Below are 22,988 nucleotides of genomic sequence, written 5' to 3'. Positions count from 1 at the left end.
AGGAACGGCAGACGGGTGACGCGCCTCAGGCGCGTCCCTGCCCTTCCGCCTCCGCGTCCGCCTCCACCGCCACCGTGCGGGCCCAGCGGTAGTCCGCCTTGCCGCTGGGGGAGCGCTGGATGCGGTCGGCGAGGACGAGCTGGCGCGGGACCTTGTACCCCGCGAGCCGGGGACGGCAGTGGGTCTGGAGGGTCTCCAGGTCCAGCGCGGGAGCGTCGGGGCGGAGTTGGACGACCGCGGCGACGTGGTTGCCCCAGCGGGCGTCCGGCACTCCGGCGACCAGCGCGTCGTACACGTCGGGGTGGGACTTGAGGGCCTGTTCCACCTCTTCCGGATAGACCTTCTCGCCGCCCGTGTTGATGCACTGGGAGCCCCGTCCGAGGACGGTGACCACGCCGGTCTCGTCCACGGTCGCCATGTCGCCGAGGAGCACCCACCGGACTCCGTCCCGCTCGAAGAACGTCTCGGCGGTCTTCTCCGGGTCGTTGTAGTAGCCGAGCGGCACGTGGCCGCGCTGGGCCAGCCGGCCTATCTCGCCGGGGGCGACGGGGGTACGGGTCGCCGGGTCGACGACCTGGGTGCGTTCGTTGACGTGCAGCCGGAAGCCCTTGGCCGGGCCGGAGTCGTCGGTGGCGCGGCCGTTGGAACCGGACTCGGTGGAGCCGAAGTTGTTGAGGAGCAGGACGTTCGGCATGAGCTCCTGGAGCTGGGCCCGTACGGTCTCGGACATGATCGCCCCGGACGAGGAGAGGCTGAACAGGGCGGAGAGGTCCGTGCCCTTCAGCGGCCCGCGCAGCGCGTCCACGAGGGGCCGCAGCATCGCGTCCCCGACCAGGGAGATGCTGGAGACCTTCTCCTTCTCCAGGGTGCGGAGGACTTCCTCCGGGACGTACTTGCGGTGCAGGACGACCCGCTGGCCGTAGTTGAAGGCGATGAACGCGGTCAGCGTGGACGTGCCGTGCATCAGCGGCGGCGCGGGGAAGAACGTGATGCCGGCGCCGCCGGCGGCGACGCGCTCGGCCAGCTCCTCGGGTCGCTTCACGGCCTCGCCCGAGGGGTCCCCGCCGAAGAGGCCCGCGAAGAACAGGTCCTCCTGGCGCCACAGGACGCCCTTGGGCATCCCGGTCGTGCCACCGGTGTAGATGATGAAGAGGTCGTCGGCCGAGCGCGGCCCGAACCCCCGCGCGGGTGAACCGGCGGCCTCGGCCCCGGTGTACGGGACGCAGTCCAGTGCGGCCGCTCCCTCGGGGACGGTCCCCACCCGCACGAGGTGGCGCAGCTTCTCGGTCTGCGGGAGTGCCGCCGCGACCCGGTCGGTGAACTCGGCGTCGAAGACGAGTGCGGCCAGGTCGGCGTCCCGGTAGAGGTAGACGAGCTCCTCCTCCACGTACCGGTAGTTCACGTTGACCGGCACGATCCGTGCCTTGAGGCAGGCGAGGACGGTCTGCAGGTACTCGACGCCGTTGTAGAGGTGGAGACCGAGGTGTTCGCCGGGCCGGATGCCCGCGTCGACGAGGTGGTGCGCGATCCGGTTGGCGGCTTCGTCGAGCTCGGCGTAGGTGAGCCGGCGCTCCTCGCCCGTCCCCGGATGGTCGACGTACACCAGCGCCTCGCGGTCGGGCACCGCGTCGACCACCGATTCGAACAGGTCGGCAAGGTTGTACTCCACCGTTCCTCCTGACCCCGGTTGGCACTGACTCGGCGGTCATTAGAGCGCCGACCGGCGACAGGGGGAAGGGGGTGCGCAGAAGAATCTGACTGAGTGTCAGAAAACTATTGAACTGGACCCCCGGCTACTGCAACCTGTTCCAGAACTGGAGACGGGAGACCCCCATGGGTGGCACTGGTGGCACCGAACACCTCGGCGTACGGCGCGAAGGCGCCACGCTCGTCCTCACCTTGAACCGGCCCGAGGCGAAGAACGCGCTCTCGCTGCCGATGCTCGTCGGCCTCTACGACGGCTGGCTGGAGGCCGACGCCGACGACGGCATCCGCTCCGTCGTCCTCACCGGCGCCGGCGGCGCCTTCTGCGCGGGCATGGACCTCAAGGCCCTGGCCGGCAAGGGGATGGAGGGCGAGCAGTACCGGGACCGGCTCACGGCCGACCCCGATCTGCACTGGAAGGCGATGCTGCGCCACCACCGCCCCCGCAAGCCCGTCATCGCCGCGGTCGAGGGCTACTGCGTCGCAGGCGGCACGGAGATCCTCCAGGGCACCGACATCCGGGTCGCGGCCGCCTCGGCGACGTTCGGGCTCTTCGAGGTCCGGCGCGGGCTCTTCCCGATCGGCGGCTCCACCGTCCGCCTGCCCCGGCAGATCGCCCGTACCCACGCCCTCGAAATGCTCCTCACGGGCCGCCCGTACTCGGCGGACGAGGCCGCCAGGATCGGCCTCGTCGGCCGGGTCGTCCCCGACGGCACCGCCCTCGACGCGGCCCTCGACATCGCCGAGCGGATCAACGCGTGCGGGCCGCTCGCCGTCGAGGCGGTGAAGGCCTCCGTCTACGAGACCGCCGAGATGACGGAGACGGAGGGGCTGGCCGCCGAACTGAAGCGGGGCTGGCCGATCTTCGACACGGCGGACGCGAAGGAGGGGGCGAGGGCGTTCGCGGAGAAGAGGACGCCGGAGTACCGGCGGGAGTGACCCGCCCCCCACCCCGCCGAACGACCGGCCCCGACGGCGCCCGAGGCGCGGGGCCCGGGGCAGAGCCCCGGCCCGGGAAGGGCGGGGTGGGGAAACGGCCCGCGCAGCGGCCCCCGGCCGCATCCATCACCGACCGCCACCAAGGAGCCCGCATGACAGCCCCGTCGGAGACGCTCCGCGCTCCCCTCGTCGTCGAATTCCCCTTCACCCGCTCCCTCGGCCCCGTCCAGTCCGCCTTCCTCACCGGCCTTCGCGAACGGACCGTCCTCGGCGTCCGCACCGAGACAGGTGAGGTCCTCGTCCCGCCCGTCGAGTACGACCCCGCCACCGCCGCCGAGCTCCGCGACCTCGTCGAGGTCGCCGCCACCGGCACCGTCACCACCTGGGCCTGGAACCCCGCGCCCCGCCCCGGGCAGCCCCTCGCGACCCCCTTCGCCTGGGTCCTCGTCCGCCTCGACGGCGCCGACACCGCCCTCCTGCACGCCCTCGACGCCCCCGGCCCCGAAGCCGTCCGCACCGGCATGCGGGTCCGGATCCGCTGGGCCGCCGAACGCTCCGGTGCCATCACGGACATCGCGTGCCTCGAACCGTACGACAGCGATCCCGTGGCCGAACCGGGCGCCCATGACGGCCGGTTCACCGACCCCGTCACCGGCATCGTCGCCGCCGCCCGCCTCGACTACACCTACAGCCCCGGCCGCGCCCAGACCCGTTACCTGCACGGCCTCGCCGAGCGCCGGACCGTCGGCGAGCGCTGCCCCTCCTGCGCCAAGGTGTACGTGCCGCCCCGCGGCGCCTGCCCCACCTGCGGAGTCGCCACCACCGACCAGGTCGAGGTCGGACCGCGCGGCACCGTCACCACGTACTGCATCGTCAACATCAAGGCTGCGCATACGGCGAATCTCGACATCGAGGTGCCGTACGTCTACGCCCACATCGCCCTCGACGGCGCCGGGCTCGCCCTCCACGGCCGCATCGGCGGCATCCCGTACGACCAGGTCCGCATGGGCCTGCGCGTCGAACCCGTGTGGAGCGAGGACGGCCGCTACCCCGACCACTACCGGCCCACCGGCGAGCCCGACGCCGACTACGACACCTACAAGGAGCTGCTGTGACGCCGCACCGGCCGGACCGAGAGGTGGCGATCGTCGCCTTCGCCCAGAGCGACCACCGCCGACGCACCGACGACCTCTCCGAGGTCGAGATGGTCATGCCCGTCCTGCACGACGTCCTGCGGCAGACCGGCCTCAGGACCTCCGACATCGGCTTCACCTGCTCCGGCTCCTCCGACTACCTGGCCGGCCGCGCCTTCTCCTTCACGATGGCCCTCGACGGCGTCGGCGCCTGGCCGCCGATCTCCGAGTCCCACGTCGAGACGGACGGCGCCTGGGCGCTGTACGAGGCCTGGGTGAAGCTCCTCACCGGCGAGGCCGACACCGCCCTCGTCTACTCCTACGGGAAGTCCTCGCCCGGCTCCGTCCGCGACGTCCTCACCCGCCAGCTCGACCCGTACTACCTGGCCCCGCTCTGGCCCGACTCGGTCGCCCTCGCCGCCCTGCAGGCGCAGGCGCTCGTCGACGCGGGCGCCACCGACGAACCCGCCCTCGCCGCGATCGCCGCCCGCAGCCGCGAGGACGCCACCGCGAACCCCCACGCCCAGCTGCCCGGCGCCCGCCCGCAGGGCGAGTACCTCGTCCAACCGCTGCGCACCGGCGACTGCCCGCCCATCGGCGACGGCGCCGCCGCCGTGATCCTGGCCGTCGGCGACCGCGCGCGCGAACTCTGCGCCCGTCCCGCCTGGATCAGGGGCATGGACCACCGCATCGAGGCCCACTCCCTCGGCGTCCGCGACCTCACCGACTCGCCGTCCACCCGCCTCGCCGCCGAACGCGCCGGAGCCTTCGAGGCACCCGTCGACACCGCCGAACTCCACGCGCCCTTCACCTCCCAGGAGGTCGTCCTCCGCCGGGCCCTCGACCTCGACGAGAGCGTGAGGGTCAACCCGTCCGGCGGAGCGCTCGCCGCCAACCCCGTCATGGCCGCCGGCCTCATCCGGCTCGGCGAGGCCGCCGCCCGCATCCACCGGGGCGACTCCGACCGCGCCCTCGCCCACGCCACCTCGGGGCCCTGCCTCCAGCAGAACCTGGTCGCCGTCCTGGAAGGGGAGAACCGTGTCTAGAGAGCCAGTCGCCGTCGTCGGCATAGGCCAGACCAAGCACGTCGCCGCACGCAGGGACGTGTCGATCGCCGGACTCGTCCGCGAGGCCGCCGTCCGCGCCCTGGAGGACGCGGAGCTGACCTGGGCGGACATCGACGCCGTCGTCATCGGCAAGGCGCCCGACTTCTTCGAGGGCGTGATGATGCCGGAGCTGTACCTCGCCGACGCGCTCGGAGCGGTCGGCAAACCCATGCTCCGCGTGCACACGGCGGGCTCCGTCGGCGGCTCCACCGCACTCGTCGCCGCCAACCTGGTCGCCGCCCGCGTCCACCGGACCGTCCTCACCCTGGCGTTCGAGAAGCAGTCCGAGTCCAACGCCATGTGGGGCCTCTCCCTGCCCGTCCCCTTCCAGCAGCCGCTGCTCGCCGGCGCCGGCGGCTTCTTCGCCCCGCACGTGCGCGCGTACATGCGGCGGACCGGCGCGCCCGACGCGATCGGCTCCCTCGTCGCGTACAAGGACCGGCGCAACGCGCTCAGGAACCCGTACGCCCATCTCCACGAGCACGACCTCACCCTGGAGAAGGTGCAGGCCTCCCCGATGCTCTGGGACCCGATCCGCTACTCCGAGACCTGCCCCTCCTCGGACGGCGCCTGCGCGATGGTCCTCACCGACCGGACGGGCGCGGCCCGTTCGCCCCGCCCGCCCGCCTGGGTGCACGGCGGCGCGATGCGCAGCGAACCGACCCTGTTCGCCGGCAAGGACTTCGTCTCGCCGCAGGCGGGCCGGGACTGCGCCGCCGACGTCTACCGGCAGGCCGGCATCACCGACCCCCGGAGGGAGATCGACGCCGTCGAGATGTACGTGCCGTTCTCCTGGTACGAGCCGATGTGGCTGGAGAACCTCGGCTTCGCGGACGAGGGCGAGGGCTGGAAGCTCACCGAGGCGGGCGTGACCGAACTCGACGGCGACCTGCCCGTGAACCCCTCCGGCGGGGTGCTCTCCACCAACCCCATCGGAGCCTCCGGGATGATCCGCTTCGCCGAGGCCGCGCTCCAGGTACGGGGCGAGGCGGGCGAGCACCAGGTCGACGGCGCCCACCGGGCCCTCGGACACGCCTACGGAGGCGGCGCCCAGTTCTTCTCCATGTGGCTCGTGGGAGACACCCCGCCCACCGGCTGAGCCGCACCGCCGGGCCGGGCGCCTACCCTGGCGGCCATGAACGCGGAACGCGACCTGACCCGGCTGCTCACCGGGATGCGGCCGGAGCTCGACCCCGGCCGCTACGTCTTCACCACGGTGGACGGCCCCGCCCCGGCCGGGGTCGTCCCGGTGGTCACCGTCACCGAGGACGAGGGCCTCACCCTCGTCGTACGCCAGGAGGAGGCGGACGCCGCCGCCCTCCCGTACGACTACGTGGCGGGCCGGATCACGCTGCGCGTGCACTCGGCACTCGACGCCGTCGGGCTGACGGCAGCCGTCGCCGGGGCGCTCGCCGGCGCGGGACTCAGCTGCAACGTGGTGGCGGGCTTCCACCACGACCACCTCTTCGTGGAACACGCACGCGCGCAGGAGGCGCTGGCCGTCCTCGAACGGCTCACGGAAGGCGGCATCGGCGACGCTCGGGCCCGCCCCTGGGGCCGGGCGTGGGGCATCGGGGCGAGACCGTCGGATACCGGACGTTCGGCTTCGCCTCCACGGCCCGGGAGCGGCACGTCGTCCAGTCCGTCAACACCGGCCTGACCTTGACGGAAGAGGCCTCGACGGCCCCGGCGAAGATGCTCCCCACCGCGCTGCGTCGAGGCGAATATGCCATGTGCGACACGACGGTATTTTGCTTGGCCGTTTGACCGTCCCAGCTCACTCCTTCGGGCGTACGCTGGGACTTTCGCGGGGCTTCCCGTTCGGCACTCCTGACCGTGCGCCGGGCGCGCGCCCCCTGTGTGGGGGTGGAACGTGGCACGTCAGGACGGCGGGTCGGCCCGTCAGGGAGCCGGCCTCTTCGAGCGCGAGGCGGCGCTCACCGCGGCCGAGGAGGCGCTCGACCTCCTGACCGGTCTGGCGGACGAGCCGCCGTGGCCGGTCGTCGTACCCTCACCGCGCGAGACGCGGGGCCCTCACCTGGTCGCCGTCCCCGCCCGGACATCCGCCCAGGACGCCGATCCGGCCACCGGCCCGCGGCCCACGCCGACCGATCACGACCGGGTCCCCGGCGGCCGGACCGGCCTCCGCCCCGTGCCCGACGCCGGCTCCGCGCCGACCCCGGAGCCCCGCCCCGGCCCCGCTTCCGCGCTCACCTCCGCACTCGACGCGGGTGACGCGTCCTCCCTGCGTCCCCAAGTCGTCCGCCGGGGCGGCATCCTGGCCTACGCCGCCCCCGCAGGCCTCGGCAAGACCACCCTGCTCACCGAGATCCGGCGCCGCGCCGGCGCCCGCGGCTGCACGGTGCTGTCCGCACGCGGCGGCGACCAGGAGCAGCGGGTCGCGTTCCATGTCGCACGGCAGCTCCTCCAGCCGCAGCTGGCCCACGCCTCCGACGCCGAACTGCGCGAACGTCTCGGCTCCTGGTACGACATCGTCGGCCCCGCCCTCGGACTCCGCGCCTCCGCCGAAGGGTCTCCGCCCGACCCGCAGGGTCTGCGCGACGGGCTCGACTGGGTCCTCACGCATCTCGCCGTACGCAGGGCGCCCCTCGTCGTCGTCCTGGACGACGTCCACTGGGCCGACCCCGAGTCCCTCGGCTGGCTCGCCGCGTTCGCCCCGCGCGCCGAGGAACTGCCCATGCTCCTCGTCGTCGCCTATCGCCCCGACGAACTCCCCCTGGAGGGAGTTGAGTTCACCGGACGCCGGTCCGGTCAGCGGCCCCTCGACCTCGCGCCGCTCACCTCGTCCGCCGTGGCCCGGCTCGTCCGCGACCGTGTCGGCGCCCACGCCGACGACAGCTTCTGCCGCGACTTCTGGTCCGTCACCGCCGGCAACCCCTTCGAAGCGGTCGAACTCGCCGCCAAGGTCCGCGACCGCGGCCTCGAACCCACCGCCGACGGCGCCCACGAACTCCCCGACCTCTCCGCCGCCCTGAAGGGCAGCGGCCTCGTCACCCGGCTCGAACGACTCGGCCCCGCCACCGTCCGCCTCGCCTGGGCCTGCGCCGTCCTCGGCACCGAGATCTCACCCCAGCTCGCGGGCGCCGTCGCCGCTCTCGGCGGCGAGGCCGTCGCCGACTGCGCCGCCCGGCTCCGCGAGGCGCGCGTCCTCGCCGAGGCCGAAGAGGCCGACGACCCGCTCCAGTTCGTCCACCCGCTCATCGCGACCACCGTCTACCGGTCCATCCCGGACGCCACCCGCGTCGCCCTGCACGGCCAGGCCGCCATGTGCGTCGTCGACGCCGGGCTCGGCCCCACCGCGGCCGCCCGCCACCTCCTGGAGACCCACCCCGAGGGCGACCCCTGGGTCGTCGGCCAGCTGCGCGCCGCCGCCGGCGAGAACCTCCGCGCCGGAGCCCCCGACGCGGCCCGCCGCTTCCTCGCCCGCGCCCTGCGCGAACCGCCCGCCCCCGACGACCGGGCCGCCGTCCTCTTCGAACTCGGCTGCTCCTCGCTCCTCACCGAGCCCGCCACCACCGTCAACCATCTGCGAGCCGCACTCGAGGAGCCGGTCAGCGACCCGGCGCTCCGCCACGGCATCGTCTACCGCCTCGCCCAGGTCCTCGCCCACAGCGACCGGCTCGTCGAGGCCTCCGAGCTCCTCGGCGAGGAGGCCCGGAAGGCGACCGACGCCCGCAGCCGACTGCGGATGCAGGCCGAGAAGTTCATGTGGGACGCCCTGCGCGCCGACGAACCGGAGTCACCCGCCCGGTCCCGGCGCCTCGCGGCGCTCGCGGACCGGCTCGCCGGCCGCGACGTCACCGAGCGGTACATCATCGGCCTGCGCGCCTGGGACGCCACCCTGCGCGCCGAACCCGCCGCCACCGCCCTCAAGGACGCCGAACGAGCCCTCGAAGGCGGTCTCACCTGGGCCGACGAGAGCCGGGGCTTCGAGGTGCCGGTTCTCGTGGCCCTGCTCCACCTCTACGCCGACCGGCCCGGCCGCGCCGAGGAACTCTTCGCCGCCGGAACCGCCGAATTCGAGAAGCAGGGCTGGCGCGGGGCGCACCTCGCCTTCGCTTACACCCTCATCGGCTACATCCGCTTCCGGCGCGGCCGCCTGATGGAGGCCGAGGACTTCGCCCGCGCCGGACTCCGCCTCGCCGAGCGCGTCGGCGCCCGCACTCCGGCCCTCTGGTACGCCACCGGAGTCATGATCGAGGTCCTCATCGCCCGCGGCCGTACGGAGGAGGCCGTGCAGGTCGCCCGCGAGCACGACTTCGGCGAGCCGTTCCCCGCCGCCGTCACCATCCCCGACTGCGAGACCGTGCACGCCGAACTGCTGCTCGCCACCGGCCGCACCAAGGAGGCCGCCGAGGAGCTGGCCGCCGTCGGCAGGCGCCTCGACCCGCGGGGCAAGCGCAACCCCTCCTGCTGCCCCTGGCAGCTCCATCTCGCGCTCGCCGAGGCGGCCACCTCCCCGGCGAAGGCCCTGGCCACCGCCCACGAGGCCGTCGCCCGCGCCCGCCAGTACGGGGCGCCCTCCGCGATCGGCCAGGCGCTCCGCGTGACCGCCGAGGTGTCCGAGCCCGCCGACCGCGTGAAGCTCCTGGAGGAGTCCGTCGACTGGCTCGACCAGTCACCCGCCGCGTACGAGCTGGCCCGCTCCCTCGTCGCCCTCGGCGCGGCCCTGCGGCGCACCGAACGCGCCGGGGAGGCCGCCGAGCACCTCTACCGGGGTCTGGAGGCCGCCCAGGACTGCGGTGCCGACGCCTTGGCCGAGGTGGCCCGCGCCGAGCTCGCGGCGGCCGGACTCCGCCCGCGGGCGCTCCACCCCGCGGGCACGGACACGCTCACCGCCCGTGAGCGCGCGGCCGCCGATCTCACCGTCCGCGACCAGGACGCGGCCGCCGTCCTCGGTGTCGACGCCCCCACCGTGGCCCGGCTCCTCTCGGCCGTCTACCGCAAGCTCGGCACCGACCGGACGGGCCTCGCGCAGGCCCTCAGGAACACCGGACGGGAGCCCCGGGACATCGCCGGACAGGACTGACCGCCCGGAGCCGCCCGGCGCGTCGCATCGTGCGCCGGGGCACGTACCATGGCCGTATGTCCTTCCTCCGCCGCCGCAGCGCCGCCACTCCCGCGGGCCCGGACTTCGATGTCCTGGCCATGGACCCGGGGGACTGGCCCGGCAATCTCGGCGCCGGCCTGCTGCCCGCTCCCGACGGCTCCTGCCAGGGCGTCTTCCTCCGGTACGACCTGTTCGGCGGACGCGGCCCCGCGATGATCATCGGCAACCTGCCCGAGGGCTCCCCGGCCCGCGAGCTCGCCGACGGCCAGATCCCCTTCGAGGTGGCCCAGCTCCTCGCCGCCCTCGAGAACGACGAGCCGGTCGAGGTCCTCGACACCGAGGACGTCCCCGTGATGCAGGGCGACAACCTCCTGATCGTCCGTCGGCTCAAGCTCTCCGAGAGCCGTATCTCCTGCGTCCAGTTCGACCGCAGCGACAACGTCCTCGTCACGATCGCCAGTTGGGACCGGCCGATCACCGACGACCTGTACGCGCTGCTCAAGCCGCTGCCCGCCGAGCTGTTCCAGCAGGGCTGACGGGGGAGCGGGGGCCGATGAGCGCACGCGTCGACAGCTGGATCTGGGCGGTCCGCCTCACCAAGACCCGCGCCCAGGCCGCCGCGGCCTGCCGGGCCGGACACGTCAAGGTCAACGGCGAACGGGCCAAGCCCGCCCAGGCGGTGAAACCCGGCGACGAGGTCCGGGTCTTCCACGGCGGACGGGAACGGATCGTCGAGGTCAAGGAACTCCACACCAAGCGGGTCGGCCCACCGGTCGCCGTCGAGGCGTACGTGGACAACAGCCCGCCCCCGCCGCCGCGCGAGCATGTGGCCGTCGCCGCCGTGCGCGACCGGGGCGCCGGACGCCCCACCAAGCGCGACCGCCGCGAACTCGACGAGCTGCGCGGCCGCCACAGCTGATCGCCGACGCGTGGAGCGGCCCGTGCGGCCGCTCCACCCTCCGCCTCAGACCCTGACCGGCCCGAGGAGATCCGCGATCCGGGCCGCCGAGGTGCCGAGACCGGTCGGCCCCCGCCGCAGCAACGCCGTACCGCTGCCCGTGTGCACGTCCTCCGCCGCGTAACGCCGCACCTTCCGGTGCCAGTTCAGGATGCCCGCGAGCCAGTCCTCCAACTCCCGCAGATAGGCCTCGAAGGCGGCGCGCCCCGCTGTGTCGAGCCCGAAGTCCTCGTACATCAAGGGGACTTCACGCGCCTTGAGGTGCTCGTACTGACGCAGTCGGCCCCGCATCAGGTCGTCCACCATGGCCACCGCCGTCGGGTAGTCGCAGTCGAAGAACTTCTGGAGCACCAGAACGCCGTTGTGCACCTCGCCCTCGACCTCGATCTCCTTCTGGTACGAGAAGAGGTCGTTGATCAGCGTCCCGTAGTCCATGACCGCGTTCTCCAGGGCGCGCACCGTCCCGGAGCGGTACAGCTCCGGCGGCAGCACGTCGTCGTGCCGCAACCGGCACATCAGCGTGGTCAGTTCGGAGCCGAAGGTGCTGCGGCGCATCTCGATGTAGTCGACCGGGTCGGGAACCCGGTGCTGCGCCTGGTTGTGCAGCTCCCACAGCCAGCTGTCCAGCATGACGTCGAGCGCGTACCGCAGTTGGGTGCGGGCCTCCACCGTCATGGGACCCGCGGTCCGGGCCCAGAGGTCGGCGAGCGAGCGCTCCATCGGGTTCACGGCGAGCGCCGCCCCGGCGGCCGGATCGGCCACCGGCATACAGGACTTGAACCGCTCGGTCTGCTCCTTCGCCCCCAGCAGGTTCCGCGAGCGGCCGAAGACGGCGGGATAGTAGTCGTCCCCGTAGGTGCCCCAGGTCAGCCACTCGGCGCTGAGCTCCAGCTCCTCCAGGGTGGCGTCCGGGTCGAGCCCGGCCGAGCACAGGGCCAGGTCGAAGCCCTCGGCCATCGGCCGGTCCCAGATGTCGTCCAGGAGCCCGAACCGTTCGGCCCAGTCGAGCGACAGCCGGCCCGCCTCGGCGTGGTGCGGGCTGACGCTGAGCGGGTACGGCAGGTCGAACTCGGGCAGCAGCGACGGCCCCACCCGCTGGTGGGGCACGTGGGTGAGCGCGCGCAGTCGCGATGCCGCCGGGCGCCCGAAGAGGGTGCGGATGTCGAGGGCCGAGGTGCCGAGGACCCCTTCGAGGTGCGAAGGGCCGCCGACCATGCCCTCGTTCATGTACCGGCTGGAGCGCATGTGCCACTCGTGGCCGCCGGACTGCCAGTCCTGCAGCCCCTTCGCGTACGCCGCGACGGCGGCGCACTCGGCCGCGTCGAGGCCCTTCTCGGCGGCGAGCAGCGGTACTTCGGTGAGGGCCGTGTTCTCGAACTGCTGGAGCCGTGAGGTCAGCAGGTCGTTGACGGCGTCCGCCGCCTCCTGGGTCGTGCAGCCGAGGAACTTCTCCAGGACGAGCACGCCGTTGCTGTTCTCGCCCTCGTCCTCCACCTCGCGCTGGTACGAGAAGAGGTCGTTGCGCAGATGGACGGCGTCCGAGAAGGCGTCCCTGAGCACCCGCAGCGGCCGGGAGTACGCCACCTGGGCCGGGACCTCAGCCCCCGCCGCGTACTCGACGAGCCCCGCCGACCAGGGCGCGCCGCCCACCTTGCGCCGCATCTCGATGTACTCGACGGGGTTGGCGATCCGCCCGTCGTTGATGTTGTCGAGCTCCCAGAGCGACTCGTACAGCAGGTGCTCCGTCGCCTCCGCGAAGCGCACGCGCCAGCCCTCCGACATCGAGGGGACGGTCCGCCGCCACAGGTCGGCGAGCCCCGCCTCGACGGGGTTGGTGGGCTCGGGCATGCCCGCCGCGGGGTCCGCCGGCATGAACAGCGGCAACCGGTCCAGGTACGTCTTGCCGCCCGCCCGGTCCTGTGGCCGCTTGAAGATCTCCAGGAAGTGGTCGTCGAAGAAGAAGACCCAGGTGTACCAGTCGGTGACGAGGTCGAGGGCGTCCTCGCCGCAGTCGGGATGGGTGTACGAGCAGAGCAGCGCGTAGTCGTGCGAGTCGAGGTCGTGCTGCTCCCAGACCCCCGAACCCTCCAGCATCCCCATCTCCCGCGCCCAGTCACGGGTGTGCGTGCGGGCGGCCTCCACATGGGGATTGAGCCGCGCCGGATACGGAACATAGAAATCCGGCATAACGAAGGGCTGAGGCATCTGCTGGGGGGCCTTCCGGTGAGCATGGGCTGTGTCCGGCCCACCTTTACCCGTAGCCCGTACGGCGCACGCGATCTCCCGAATAGTCCTATGAACGCCGAAGGGGTGGTGCCGGATCGTTCGTCCGGCACCACCCCGAGGCTTTCGGCCAGACGCCCGTCAGGACGAGGAAACCCGCACGTCAGCGGCCTTCACAAAGGCCACCCGATGGCCGAACTGGATCTGGAAGTACTGATCCTGACCTCGGACGACCGTGTGGCCACTGCTGTCGAACACCGGCGCGAAGTAGTACTCGCCCGGGGTCCTGCCGCCCACCACGTACCGCTGACCCGCGAGCAGCTGGTACGGCAGCGGTGACACCGCCTGCACCGGCACACCCGCCGGATACGCCGAGGCCTCCGGATACGCCCGCCCGTACACCGGCACCGACGCCAGCCCCTCGCGGGGCGTCAGGACGAGCCCCCGCGCGTTCACGGCGGCCGGCTCCTTCGCCGGATTGTGGAACCAGGCCTTCTGCCCGAGGTACCAGACCGCCGTCCAGTCGCCCCGGCGCTCCGCCACCGCGTAGCTCTGCCCGGTCGAGGCGCGCGCCCCGGTGTCGTTGACCCCGGTGGTCGAGTCCTGCCCGTCCGGCCGCAGGCCGATGTCCTTCACCAGGGGCGCGTCGGCGCTCGGCCCGGTGTGCAGGCGCACCGCACCGCTGCCGTGCGGCGCGCACGCCTCGCCGGCCGTGACACAGCCCGTGTAGACCGGCCTGTGGGACCCGAAGTCCGGCCGGATCGTCACCACACCGGCACGGGGACCGGCGCTCGGCGTGATCGGCCGGCCGAGCAGCGTGAAGTAGTGCGCCCAGTCCCAGTACGGCCCCGGGTCCGTGTGCATGCCCCGGATCGTGGACGTCACCGTCCCCGGCACGTTGTCGTGCCCCAGGATGTGCTGCCGGTCGAGCGGGATGTCGTACCGGGCGGCGAGATACCGCACGAGGCGTGCCGACGACCGGTACATCGCCTCCGTGTACCAGGAGTCCGGCGCGGTGAGGAAACCCTCGTGCTCAAGGCCCACGGACTTGGCGTTCACGAACCAGTTGCCCGCGTGCCAGCCGACGTCCTCGAGCGCCAGGTGCTGGGCGACGTGCCCGTCGGAGGAGCGCAGCGAGTACTGCCACGACACGTACGTCGGATCCTGTACCAGCTTCAGGGTGACGTCCCAGGTGGCCTCGGTGTCATGGACGACGATGTAGTCGATCGACTGGGAGACGGGCCGGTTCGCCTTGTCGTGGTTGCCGTAGTCACCGTCGCCGAACTCCTCGTACGGCGCCGGGATCCACTCGCAGGCGACCGTGCGCGGACACTCCACCGGGCCGTCGGCGGGCCGGCGCAGGCCGAGACCCGCGAGCTGCGCGGTCTCGGGCGCGACCGCCGGGGCGGCCACGAGCCGCACCACCTGGCCGCTGTCCGTCGTCCGTGACTCGCCGGACCGGATCACCTCGAACACGTCGTCCGCGTACCTGGCGGCCGTCGCCGAGTCGTCGGCGCCCGAGTACCGCGCCACCGCCCCGTACCAGTCGGCCGGGTCCGCGCTCGCCGCACGACCGGACTCCCGCTGCGCGGCGGCGAGGAGTGCCGCCCCGCCCTCGATGTTCGCGGCCGTACGGGTCCGGAGCTCCTCGGCCGGAATCCCGGACAGGGCGGACGCGCGTTCCAGGGTGCGCAGCCGCGCGGGCAGCGAGCCCGCGGCCGGGAGGGCGGCGGGCTCGGGCGCCCGGTCGCCGGTGCGCACGGCGCGCGAGGAGTCGCCGCGTGCGTCCTCCGTACCGTCCGAGTGGTGCGGAGGCGTCTCGGCCAGCGCCGTCACCGCGTCCGTCAGATGCATCGGCCCGTAGCCGCCGGTGACACTGGGCGCACCACCGTGGGCGTCCCAGCGCGACTGCAGGTACGAGACGGCGAGCAGCACACTCTCCGGTACGCCGTGGCGCGCGGCCGCCCGCGCGAACTGGTCCTGGAGGACACCCGCCTCGGGCACCTCGGCACCGGCCGGCGGGGCGGCGGACAACAGCGGGAGCAACAGGGCCGCGGACGCGAGGGCGCCCAGACTCCTCGGCAGACGACGTGACGGTGTACGTCCGAGGGACGCGGAACGGAGCAAGGCAGCCTCCAGGGGCGGGGGGTGACACCGGGGCGTGCGGGGCCGAACCCGTACAGGGGTATCGGCTTCCGGACGATCCGTCAATCACGCACACGCGCCGCGAAGTTCCCACGTCAGAGCGGGAATGGAGGCCATCGGGCGGAGTTTCGCGGAGACGGGTCCCGGGCCTGGGACGCGTCAGTGGAGTGGACCATTGGCTCGCCCCCGGCCGGGGCGGAGATGCCAGTGCGCCGCGTCCCGGTGTGTCGGCACCGGGCGCACGGCGCACCCCCCCCGTGTCGTCGGTCGGGCCCGCCGTTCAGCGCGTCCCGACCGCCGCGCGCACGGCCCGCCGTGCCATGGCGCAGTCGTCGTGCAGCCGCCTCAGGAGCAGCCGCTGTTCCTCACCGGGGGCGAGCGCGCCCGTGGGCATCGGTACGGAACCGGCCGGCGGAGCCTCCTTCATGGTGCGCTGCACCGCCGTCTCGTAGGTCCTGATCTCCCGCGTCAGGACGATCATCAGGTTCACCAGGAAGGCGTCCCGGGAGGCCGGGCCCGCCTGCTGGGCGAGCTGACTGATCTGGCGCCGGGCGAGCGGCGCGTCAGCGAGCACCGCCCAGAGGGTCGCCAGGTCGTAGCCGGGCAGGTACCAGCCGGCGTGCTCCCAGTCGACGAGGACCGGTCCGGCGGGGGAGAGGAGGATGTTGGAGAGCAGGGCGTCACCGTGACAGAACTGGCCCATGCCCTGGCGGCCACCCGCGTGCGCCAGACCGTGCAGCAGCTTCTGCAGGTCGTCACGGTCCCGGTCGGTGAAGAGACCGAGCTCGTGGTACCGGGCGATCCGGGTGCCGTAGTCCAGCGGCGCGTCGAACGTCCCGGCCGGCGGCCGCCACGCGTTGAGCCGGGCGATCGCGCCGAGCGCGGCCCGCACATCGGCGCGGGGCGGAGCCTCGACGGGGTGGCGCGAGAGCGCCGCCGCCCGTCCGGGCATCCGCTCGATCACCAGCGCGCAGTTCTCCGGGTCGGCCGCGATCAGCCGCGGTGCCCGCACCGGCGGACGGTGGCGGACGAAGGAGCGGTAGGAAGCTATCTCGTGCCGGAACCGCTCGACCCACGCGGGGGAGTGGTCCAGTAAACACTTAGCGACCGCCGTGGTCCGCCCGGTCGTTCCGACGATCAGTACGGAACGCCCGCTGCGCCGCAGCACCTGGACCGGGTTGAACTCCGGGCAGATGCGGTGGACGGAGGCGATCGCGATCTTCAGCTGCGCCCCCTGGGGGCCGGACAGATCGATTCTTCCGCTGATCGGCTGGGTACCCGTGCCGGCCACCCAGCGCCTCGGCCGTACGGCCTGCGGGGCGGGAGCGAGGTAGGGTCCGGCGCCGGTCGGGACGATGCGGTGCTGCGGCCGGGGCGGGGCGGACACGGAGGACGATGCTGTGTACATGGAGGTGACAGATCCCTTCGTGTGCCGACGAGTTGCGTGCGTCGCCCCGCCCGCCCCCGGTCCGCACCCTGGGGAATGAGGGCCGGTCGGCGGGGCGGGGTGGCGCGTTCCTACCTGACACCCGGGCGCGGGTGGCGGAACATCTCGCGCACCCTGGCGAAGCCTGGCGAATTGTCGCCAGGCCTATGACAGAGGGCTACTGTCAACTCAGCCGAGAACCTGGGGGCTTAGACGTGACCGGACAAACCAACACCCGCCTGGCAGACCTGTTCGGCCTGGCCGGATGGTCCAAGGGCGAACTCGCGAGACTCGTCAACCGGCAGGCGGCGGCCATGGGCCACCCCCAGCTGGCGACCGACACCTCGCGGGTGCGGAGGTGGATCGACCGGGGCGAGACCCCGCGCGATCCCGTCCCCCGGGTGCTGGCAGCACTGTTCACCGAGCGACTCGGCCGTGTCGTGACCATCGAGGACCTCGGGTTCGTACGACACGGGCGCAGCGGAAAGCGGCAGGACGTCAGGAAGACGGAGAACCCTGACGGGCTGCCCTGGGCACCCGATCGTACGGCGGCGGTCCTCACCGAATTCACGGGAATGGACCTCATGCTCAACCGACGCGGCCTGGTGGGCGCGGGTGCCGCGCTTGCCGCCGGCTCCGTACTCAGCAATGCCATGCACGACTGGCTGCAGACCGACCCCGCTCGCCAGGGAACCCCCCAACGGGCCACCGATCCCCTCCACGCCGACCCCGCTGGGTTCGACCGCTACGAGGCCGCCCCCATCGGGTCGGAGGAGATCGAGGCGCTGGAGCACTCGGTGGAGGTGTTCCGTGCCTGGGACGCCTCCCGGGGTGGCGGACTCCAGCGCAAGGCCGTGGTGGGCCAGCTCAACGAGGTGGGCGGCATGCTCGCCTACCGCCACGCCGACCACCTTCAACGACGCCTCTGGGGCGTCGCCGCCAACCTGGCCGTCCTGGCGGGCTGGATGTCCCACGACGTGGGCCTCGAACCCACGGCGCAGAAGTACTTCGTGATCGCCGCCCACGCGGCCCGTGAGGGCGGCGACCGGCCGCGGGCCGGCGAGGCGCTGTCCCGCGCCGCCCGTCAGATGGTGCACCTGGGCAGGCCCGACGACGCCCTCGACCTCATGAAGCTCGCCAAGGACGGCTCGGGCGAACGCGTCCTGCCCAGGACCCGGGCCATGTTCCACACGATCGAGGCCTGGGCACAGGCCTCGATGGGCCGGGGGCAGGCCATGCGCCGCACGCTCGGCGAGGCCGAGGACCTGTTCGTGTCCGACCGGCGCGACGAGAAGCACCCCAGCTGGATGCAGAACTTCGACGAGGCCGACATGCACGGCATGCAGGCCCTCGCGTACCGCACCCTGGCGGAACACGACCCGGCCGCGGCCGTGCCCGCCCAGCGCCACGCCAAGCTGGCGCTCGAACTGCGGCGCGGCGGTCACGACCGCTCGAAGCTCTTCGACCACATCTCGCTGGCCTCGGCCTGCTTCATCGCCGACGATCCCGAGCAGGCCGACCGGTACGCCCGGCTCGCCCTCATGTCCATGGGGGAGACCTCCTCCCACCGCACCTGGGACCGGCTCCGCGAGATGTACCGGCTGACCGGACAGTACGCGGGTTACGCGAGGATCGAGCACCTTCGCGAGGAGATCGAGCTGGCTCTGCCGAGGTCCCCGGTCAACCGGCCGAGGACGGGGCAGGCCTGACGGGTCCGAGCGCAGGGGCCCGGGTTGGGGAGCCCCCTGCTCGGTCGAGGCGTGCGGCCGTCAACAGGCCGTCGCAGAGCGGCAGTCGGTGACAAGGACTGTCGATGTACGAGGTCAGGGCTGCCGAGGTCAGGGTCGTCGACGACAGGACTGTCGATGACAGGGCGGTCGCCCGTGGTCGTGCTGCCGTGCCACAGCGTCGTGGCGCGCCGGTGCGCAAGGCCGCTGTCGCGGTCCCAGGACACACCTCGCGCCGGATCCGTCGCCCGGTGGTTCAGTGTCCGACCCGGACCACCATCACACAGGCGTCGTCCTCGCGCTGCTCCTCGCCGAACTCCTCGACCACCGCGCGCACACCGTCCTGGGCGTCCCGCGCCCCGATGAGCCGCCGGCCGAGCGCGAGCAGTCGTCGCGTGCCCGTGTCGTCGTCCGGACCACTGCCACGGGTGAGTCCGTCGGTGTGCAGTACCAGTAGGTCACCGGGGATCAGCCGGGTCTCGACCTCGCCGTACACGGCACCGGTCGTGGCCCCGAGGAGGACGCCCTCGGGTCGCCGGAGGACGTGCCCCGTCCCGTCGCGGAACAGCAGCGGGGCGGGGTGGCCGGCCTGCGCCCAGTTCAGTGTCTGGGCGACCGGGTCGTAGCGGCAGCACATCGCACTGCCGAGTGCCGGCTGTACGGAGGTCTCCAGGAGCTGGTTGAGATGACCCATCAGGGCGGCGGGCCTGATCCCCGCCACGGCCATGCCGCGCAGCGCGCCGAGGAGCATGGCCATCGAGGAGGTCGCGGCGACCCCGTGGCCCGTCAGGTCACCGACGGTGAGCAGCGCGTCCCCGTCGGGCAGGGCCAGTGCGTCGTACCAGTCGCCGCCGATCAGACCGGTGCTGGCGGCCGGGAGGTAATGGGCGGCCACGTCGAGCGGGGCGGGGCCGTCGTGGGCGAAGCGGAGCGAGCCGCGCCACGGCGGGAGCACCGCTTCCTGGAGCTCGACCGCGACACGTCGCTCGGTCTGCTCGATGTGGCGGCTGCGCTCCAGGCTGTCCCGGCTCTCACGGACCGCCCGCTCGCTGCGCCGCAGTTCGCTGACATCGCGGAGCACGGCCCACATCGAGGCGGTGCAGCCGTCGGCGTCGAGAACGGGCTCGCCGGTCATGTGCACGGTGCGCACGCAGCCGTCGGTCCGCACGATCCGGAACTCGCCGTCGATCGGCTTTCCGTCGATCAGGCAGTCCGTCACCATCCCCTGGAGGACGGGCTGGTCCTCGACGAAGACCATCGTGGGCATCTCGTCCAGCGACATCGGCCCGCTCTCGCGCGTACGTCCGAAGATCTGGAACAGCTCTTCGGACCAGCTGACCTCGTCGGTCAGGAGGTTCCACTCGGCGCTGCCGACGCGGGAGAGCAGGGAGCCGGTGCGCTGCGGGGCGATCTCGCCGTACGCGGTGCCGGGGGCGGTGGGGAGCGAGGTGTCGGGGACCGTCTCCGCGGGCTCCTCGGTGGCGATCTGCTCGGGGACGCCCGCCCGGAGCTGACCCAAGTGAGCCCCGAGGTCGTCGAGTTGGTGAACGGCGAGGTCGCACAGGGCGCGCTGCCAGCGCTGCTGGGGGTCGTCGTCGTTCACCACGGCTTCCCGGCGCACGGCGACGAGCTCGCCGCGCAGGCGGCGGGTCTGTGAGATCAGCGCGTCCACCGCGCCCGGCTCCGGCTGCTGGGCGGGGTGATCCGCGAACAGTGGGGACGGCATGTCGTACTCCGATACAGGCGCGGTGCGGCCAGGCCAGGTGTGAAAGTGAGGCCCGCATACGACTGTTGCACAGCCCGGGACGGCCCGTAAGGGATTTGGCAACACTCGATCCGGTGGTGCTTCCGGCATATGTCAAAGGCCCAGCGATTACCGGCCAGGGCCCGACGGGTTACGGTGCGGGGGTGGTGAACGACGACGGAATCGGCACGGTGGGCACGCGCGCGGCGGTCACGGGCGGGGCGGGTACGGGGACGGGAACGGGCACGACGGGAGCCTCTGGTACGGCAGTTACGGGTGTGACGAGTGGGATGCGCGCCAGTAGGGCGGAAGCGGCAGGAGTGACCGGAGTGGTGGGAGCGGCGGGAATGCCGTCGATGGCGCACGCCGCTCCCGCGGCGGACGTGATGCCTCAGGCACGTACTGCCGCTCCGGGAGTCGCCGTTCCGGGAGCCGGCGCTCCAGGAATCAGTGCTCCAGGAATCAGTGCTCCAGGAATCGCCGCTCCAGGCACCGGCGCCACCGCCGCCATCGGCACCGCCTTTCTGCTCGCCGCGGCGCCCGCCGGACGCGGGCGCGCGATGGACGCCGCGTCGGTGCTGCCGGCCCTCGCCGCCGTGCCGCCCGGGGTCCTCACCGGAACCGGCACCGCCACGCTCGTCGAACTCGCCGATCCGCTCGACCCGCAGACCGTTCTCACCCGCCTGCGGGCCGCCGCGGCGAGCCCGGGTCCGCTCGTGCTCTGCCTCGCGGGGCAGCTCCATCTCGACCGCAGGCAGCAGCTGCCGCACCTCGCCCTGGCCCGCACCACCCCGGCGACCCTCCGGTACACCGCGCTGCCCTGGCACTGGCTCGCCGCCGAGCTCGCCGCCCGTGCCCCCGGCGCCACGACCGTCGTCGCGGACCTCGCGGCGGACCCCGCCGTATGGGAACGCCTCACCACCGCACACGGCCTCCTCTCGCTGGGACCCGGTCCGACCCTCTACGGGAGGGTGGCCCCCGCCCCGCGCAGGGGCGAGCCCCTCACCCCCTCCTATCTGCGGTCCTGGGCGGAGCTCTTGCGCTCCGGCGCCCGCCTCTCGTACGCCACGCTCCACGCGGAGTCCGCCGCACAGGCGGCCGCGGCCGCGCCGGATGCGTTCCTCCTGGCACCCGCCCCCGCTCCCGTGCCGGTCGTGGAGCAGGACCCGCATCCCGCGATCCTGGCCGCCGCGACGGCCGGGCGGCACGGCGAGGCGGCGGCGGTGGCAGCGGCCTGGGAGCGCGAGGCCCTGCGCCGTCACGGGCCCCGGTCCGCGGAGGCCGTCCACTGGACCGAGGTACGGGCCGACCTGGCCCGGCTCGCCGGGGAACCCGCCCGCAGCTGCGAGCTGTGGCTCTCCGCGGCCGAGGCGCGGCTCGCGCTGGGGCAGCGCACGGACACCCCCGACGTCGAAGGAGCCGTGGACCGGGCCCACCACCAGTGGGAACGGATCACCGACCGGGCGCGGGCCCGTGCTCTCGGCCCCCTGCTCATCGCCCTGCGACAGCGGGTCCCGGGCCGCCGGCCCGGGGCACTGGCCGCAGTGACCAGACGCATGGCGGACTGAATCCGTAGGGAAGCCGATGCTCGGAGCCCTTGTTCACCCGCCCTGCCGCACACGGCCTCGAACGCTGGGCACCGCTGCTCCCGCCGCTCGCCGCCCCGGGCCTCGGCGAGGGGAACACTGCGCTGGTCGAACTCCCCGACGGGGTCTGGATCAAGGACGAGTCCCGCAATCCGACCTGGAGCCACAGGGACCGTCCGAACAGGGTCGCCGTCAGCGCCGCCGTCGCCTCCGGCGCGCGTGGCATCGTCGTCTCCTCCTCCGGCAACCACGGCGTGGCCGCCGCCGCGTACGCCGCCCGCGCGGGGCTGCCCTGGGCCGTGTTCACCTCCCCGGACGCACCGCCCGCCGTCGCCAGCCATCTCCGGGCCTACGGCGCGACGGTGCTGACCTCTCCGTACGCCTCGGTGCGACCCCTGATGCGGCGGATCGTCGACGAACTCGGCTTCCAGAGCGTCAGCAGCGTCACGGACACCGGCCACACCGGGCACCCCTTCGGGCCCGAGGGCTACAAGACCCTCGCGTACGAGATCGCCCTCGACCTCGGCCGCGCACCGGCCGCAGTCCACCTCCCGTCGGGTTAAGGGGAGTTGCTCTTCGGTGTGGCCAAGGGCTTCCAGGAACTCGTGCGACTCGGGATCACCGCATCCGTCCCCCGGATGTACGCCGCCGAGCCCGCCGCGGCCGGCGCCCTGACCGAGGCGATCCGGAGCGGCAGGCCCGTCGCTCGGGTCCCCGTGGGACCGACCACGGCGTACGCCATCGACTGCGAGACGAACGGCATCGCGGGGTCCTCGCCGTCCGCGACTCGGCGGGCGAGGCCCGCACGGTGCCCGATCGTCAGATGGCTTCCGCACGTGAGGAGTTGGCCGCACAGGGCCTCTGGTGTGAGACCTCCGCCGCCGCCGGTCTCGCCGGACTGCGCGCTCACGGGCCGCGCGAGGGCGACGACCCGGTGGTCTGCGTGGTCACGTCGAGCGGCTACAAGGACATCGCCACGGCGAGGGAGTCGTACGCGCCCACGGGCCAGGAGTGGCCGGCGATCAAGGCCGCTCTGACACGACGTCCCTAGCGGTCGAGGGCCTTCCCGCCCGAGGTGGGGAGGGACCCGGTGAGCGAGGCCCTTCCCACCCGAGGCGGGGAGGGCCTAGTTGTTCTGTCCCGGGAGGTTGTGGACAGGTGACGCAGGTCTCGGCTGAGGCTTCTTGAACGGGTGAGGGCCTTCCGGGTTCGGTGTGGATTGCGAC

General features: G+C 73.0%; 16 protein-coding genes and 1 pseudogene. 12 read left to right on the top strand and 5 right to left on the bottom strand.

What is annotated here, in order from left to right; translation table 11 throughout:
* Nucleotides 1-25: 25 nt before the first annotated feature.
* A complete protein-coding gene (locus ACZ4XX_RS31220; RefSeq protein ID WP_468511218.1) occupies nucleotides 26-1,669 on the bottom strand; it encodes an acyl-CoA synthetase in 1,644 nt (547 codons plus the stop codon).
* A 164-nt stretch (nucleotides 1,670-1,833) separates the two neighbouring features.
* Here ACZ4XX_RS31220 and ACZ4XX_RS31215 point away from each other — a divergent pair, with 164 nt between their 5' ends.
* The 8 genes and pseudogenes from ACZ4XX_RS31215 (at nucleotide 1,834) to ACZ4XX_RS31180 (ending at nucleotide 10,872) form a co-directional block, all read left to right on the top strand.
* Nucleotides 1,834-2,643, top strand: coding sequence for a crotonase/enoyl-CoA hydratase family protein (locus tag ACZ4XX_RS31215; RefSeq protein ID WP_468511217.1), 810 nt, complete (start codon nucleotides 1,834-1,836; stop codon nucleotides 2,641-2,643).
* 152 nt (nucleotides 2,644-2,795) lie between these two features.
* Nucleotides 2,796-3,758 (top strand): Zn-ribbon domain-containing OB-fold protein, encoded by a 963-nt coding sequence (locus ACZ4XX_RS31210; RefSeq protein ID WP_468511216.1) that lies wholly within the window; start codon nucleotides 2,796-2,798, stop codon nucleotides 3,756-3,758.
* Nucleotides 3,755-4,822 (top strand): thiolase domain-containing protein, encoded by a 1,068-nt coding sequence (locus tag ACZ4XX_RS31205; RefSeq protein ID WP_468511215.1) that lies wholly within the window; start codon nucleotides 3,755-3,757, stop codon nucleotides 4,820-4,822. The genes ACZ4XX_RS31210 and ACZ4XX_RS31205 overlap by 4 nt, the downstream gene beginning before the upstream one ends.
* Complete coding sequence (locus ACZ4XX_RS31200; protein ID WP_468511214.1) at nucleotides 4,815-5,981, top strand: thiolase domain-containing protein; 1,167 nt, start codon at nucleotides 4,815-4,817, stop codon at nucleotides 5,979-5,981. Before ACZ4XX_RS31205 ends, ACZ4XX_RS31200 begins: the two co-directional genes overlap by 8 nt.
* A gap of 36 nt (nucleotides 5,982-6,017) precedes the next feature.
* Nucleotides 6,018-6,398 (top strand): annotated as a pseudogene (locus tag ACZ4XX_RS31195) (ACT domain-containing protein); the annotation flags it as partial.
* A gap of 729 nt (nucleotides 6,399-7,127) precedes the next feature.
* Nucleotides 7,128-9,932, top strand: coding sequence for an ATP-binding protein (locus ACZ4XX_RS31190; RefSeq protein WP_468511248.1), 2,805 nt, complete (start codon nucleotides 7,128-7,130; stop codon nucleotides 9,930-9,932).
* 56 nt (nucleotides 9,933-9,988) lie between these two features.
* Complete coding sequence (locus ACZ4XX_RS31185) at nucleotides 9,989-10,489, top strand: hypothetical protein (protein ID WP_024757478.1); 501 nt, start codon at nucleotides 9,989-9,991, stop codon at nucleotides 10,487-10,489.
* Nucleotides 10,490-10,506: 17 nt separating this feature from the next.
* On the top strand, nucleotides 10,507-10,872 hold the full coding sequence (locus ACZ4XX_RS31180; RefSeq protein ID WP_030314775.1) for an RNA-binding S4 domain-containing protein: 366 nt from the start codon (nucleotides 10,507-10,509) through the stop codon (nucleotides 10,870-10,872).
* Between the two features lie 45 nt (nucleotides 10,873-10,917).
* On the opposite strand, the gene ACZ4XX_RS31175 is transcribed toward ACZ4XX_RS31180, so the two are convergent.
* The 3 genes from ACZ4XX_RS31175 to ACZ4XX_RS31165 all read right to left on the bottom strand — a co-directional run bounded on the left by ACZ4XX_RS31175 (nucleotide 10,918) and on the right by ACZ4XX_RS31165 (nucleotide 16,687).
* Entirely contained in the window at nucleotides 10,918-13,116 is a 2,199-nt protein-coding gene (locus tag ACZ4XX_RS31175) for a terpene synthase family protein (protein ID WP_468511213.1), read from the bottom strand.
* A gap of 159 nt (nucleotides 13,117-13,275) precedes the next feature.
* Nucleotides 13,276-15,207, bottom strand: coding sequence for an N-acetylmuramoyl-L-alanine amidase (locus ACZ4XX_RS31170; protein ID WP_468511247.1), 1,932 nt, complete (start codon nucleotides 15,205-15,207; stop codon nucleotides 13,276-13,278).
* 352 nt (nucleotides 15,208-15,559) lie between these two features.
* Nucleotides 15,560-16,687 carry an aminoglycoside phosphotransferase family protein gene (locus ACZ4XX_RS31165; protein ID WP_468511212.1) on the bottom strand — a complete coding sequence of 376 codons (1,128 nt, stop codon included), beginning with the start codon at nucleotides 16,685-16,687 and terminating at the stop codon, nucleotides 15,560-15,562.
* A gap of 233 nt (nucleotides 16,688-16,920) precedes the next feature.
* Between ACZ4XX_RS31165 and ACZ4XX_RS31160 the strand changes: the two genes are divergently transcribed.
* Nucleotides 16,921-18,414, top strand: a complete 1,494-nt coding sequence (locus ACZ4XX_RS31160) for a DNA-binding protein NsdB (RefSeq protein ID WP_468511211.1) — start codon at nucleotides 16,921-16,923, stop codon at nucleotides 18,412-18,414.
* Between the two features lie 274 nt (nucleotides 18,415-18,688).
* Here ACZ4XX_RS31160 and ACZ4XX_RS31155 read toward each other — a convergent pair whose 3' ends face one another.
* Nucleotides 18,689-20,158, bottom strand: a complete 1,470-nt coding sequence (locus ACZ4XX_RS31155) for a PP2C family protein-serine/threonine phosphatase (RefSeq protein ID WP_468511210.1) — start codon at nucleotides 20,156-20,158, stop codon at nucleotides 18,689-18,691.
* Nucleotides 20,159-20,736: 578 nt separating this feature from the next.
* Here ACZ4XX_RS31155 and ACZ4XX_RS31150 point away from each other — a divergent pair.
* The 3 genes from ACZ4XX_RS31150 to ACZ4XX_RS31140 all read left to right on the top strand — a co-directional run bounded on the left by ACZ4XX_RS31150 (nucleotide 20,737) and on the right by ACZ4XX_RS31140 (nucleotide 22,813).
* On the top strand, nucleotides 20,737-21,744 hold the full coding sequence (locus ACZ4XX_RS31150; RefSeq protein ID WP_468511246.1) for a hypothetical protein: 1,008 nt from the start codon (nucleotides 20,737-20,739) through the stop codon (nucleotides 21,742-21,744).
* Between the two features lie 29 nt (nucleotides 21,745-21,773).
* Nucleotides 21,774-22,325, top strand: a complete 552-nt coding sequence (locus ACZ4XX_RS31145; protein ID WP_468511209.1) for a PLP-dependent lyase/thiolase — start codon at nucleotides 21,774-21,776, stop codon at nucleotides 22,323-22,325.
* A 260-nt stretch (nucleotides 22,326-22,585) separates the two neighbouring features.
* Nucleotides 22,586-22,813, top strand: coding sequence for a hypothetical protein (locus ACZ4XX_RS31140; RefSeq protein WP_468511208.1), 228 nt, complete (start codon nucleotides 22,586-22,588; stop codon nucleotides 22,811-22,813).
* The last annotated feature ends 175 nt before the right edge of the window (nucleotides 22,814-22,988 follow it).

The sequence above is a fragment of the Streptomyces sp. NPDC029956 genome (assembly GCF_055574655.1).
Note: the sequence above shows the minus strand (reverse complement) of the source record. Positions and strands in the feature narration are given on the sequence as shown.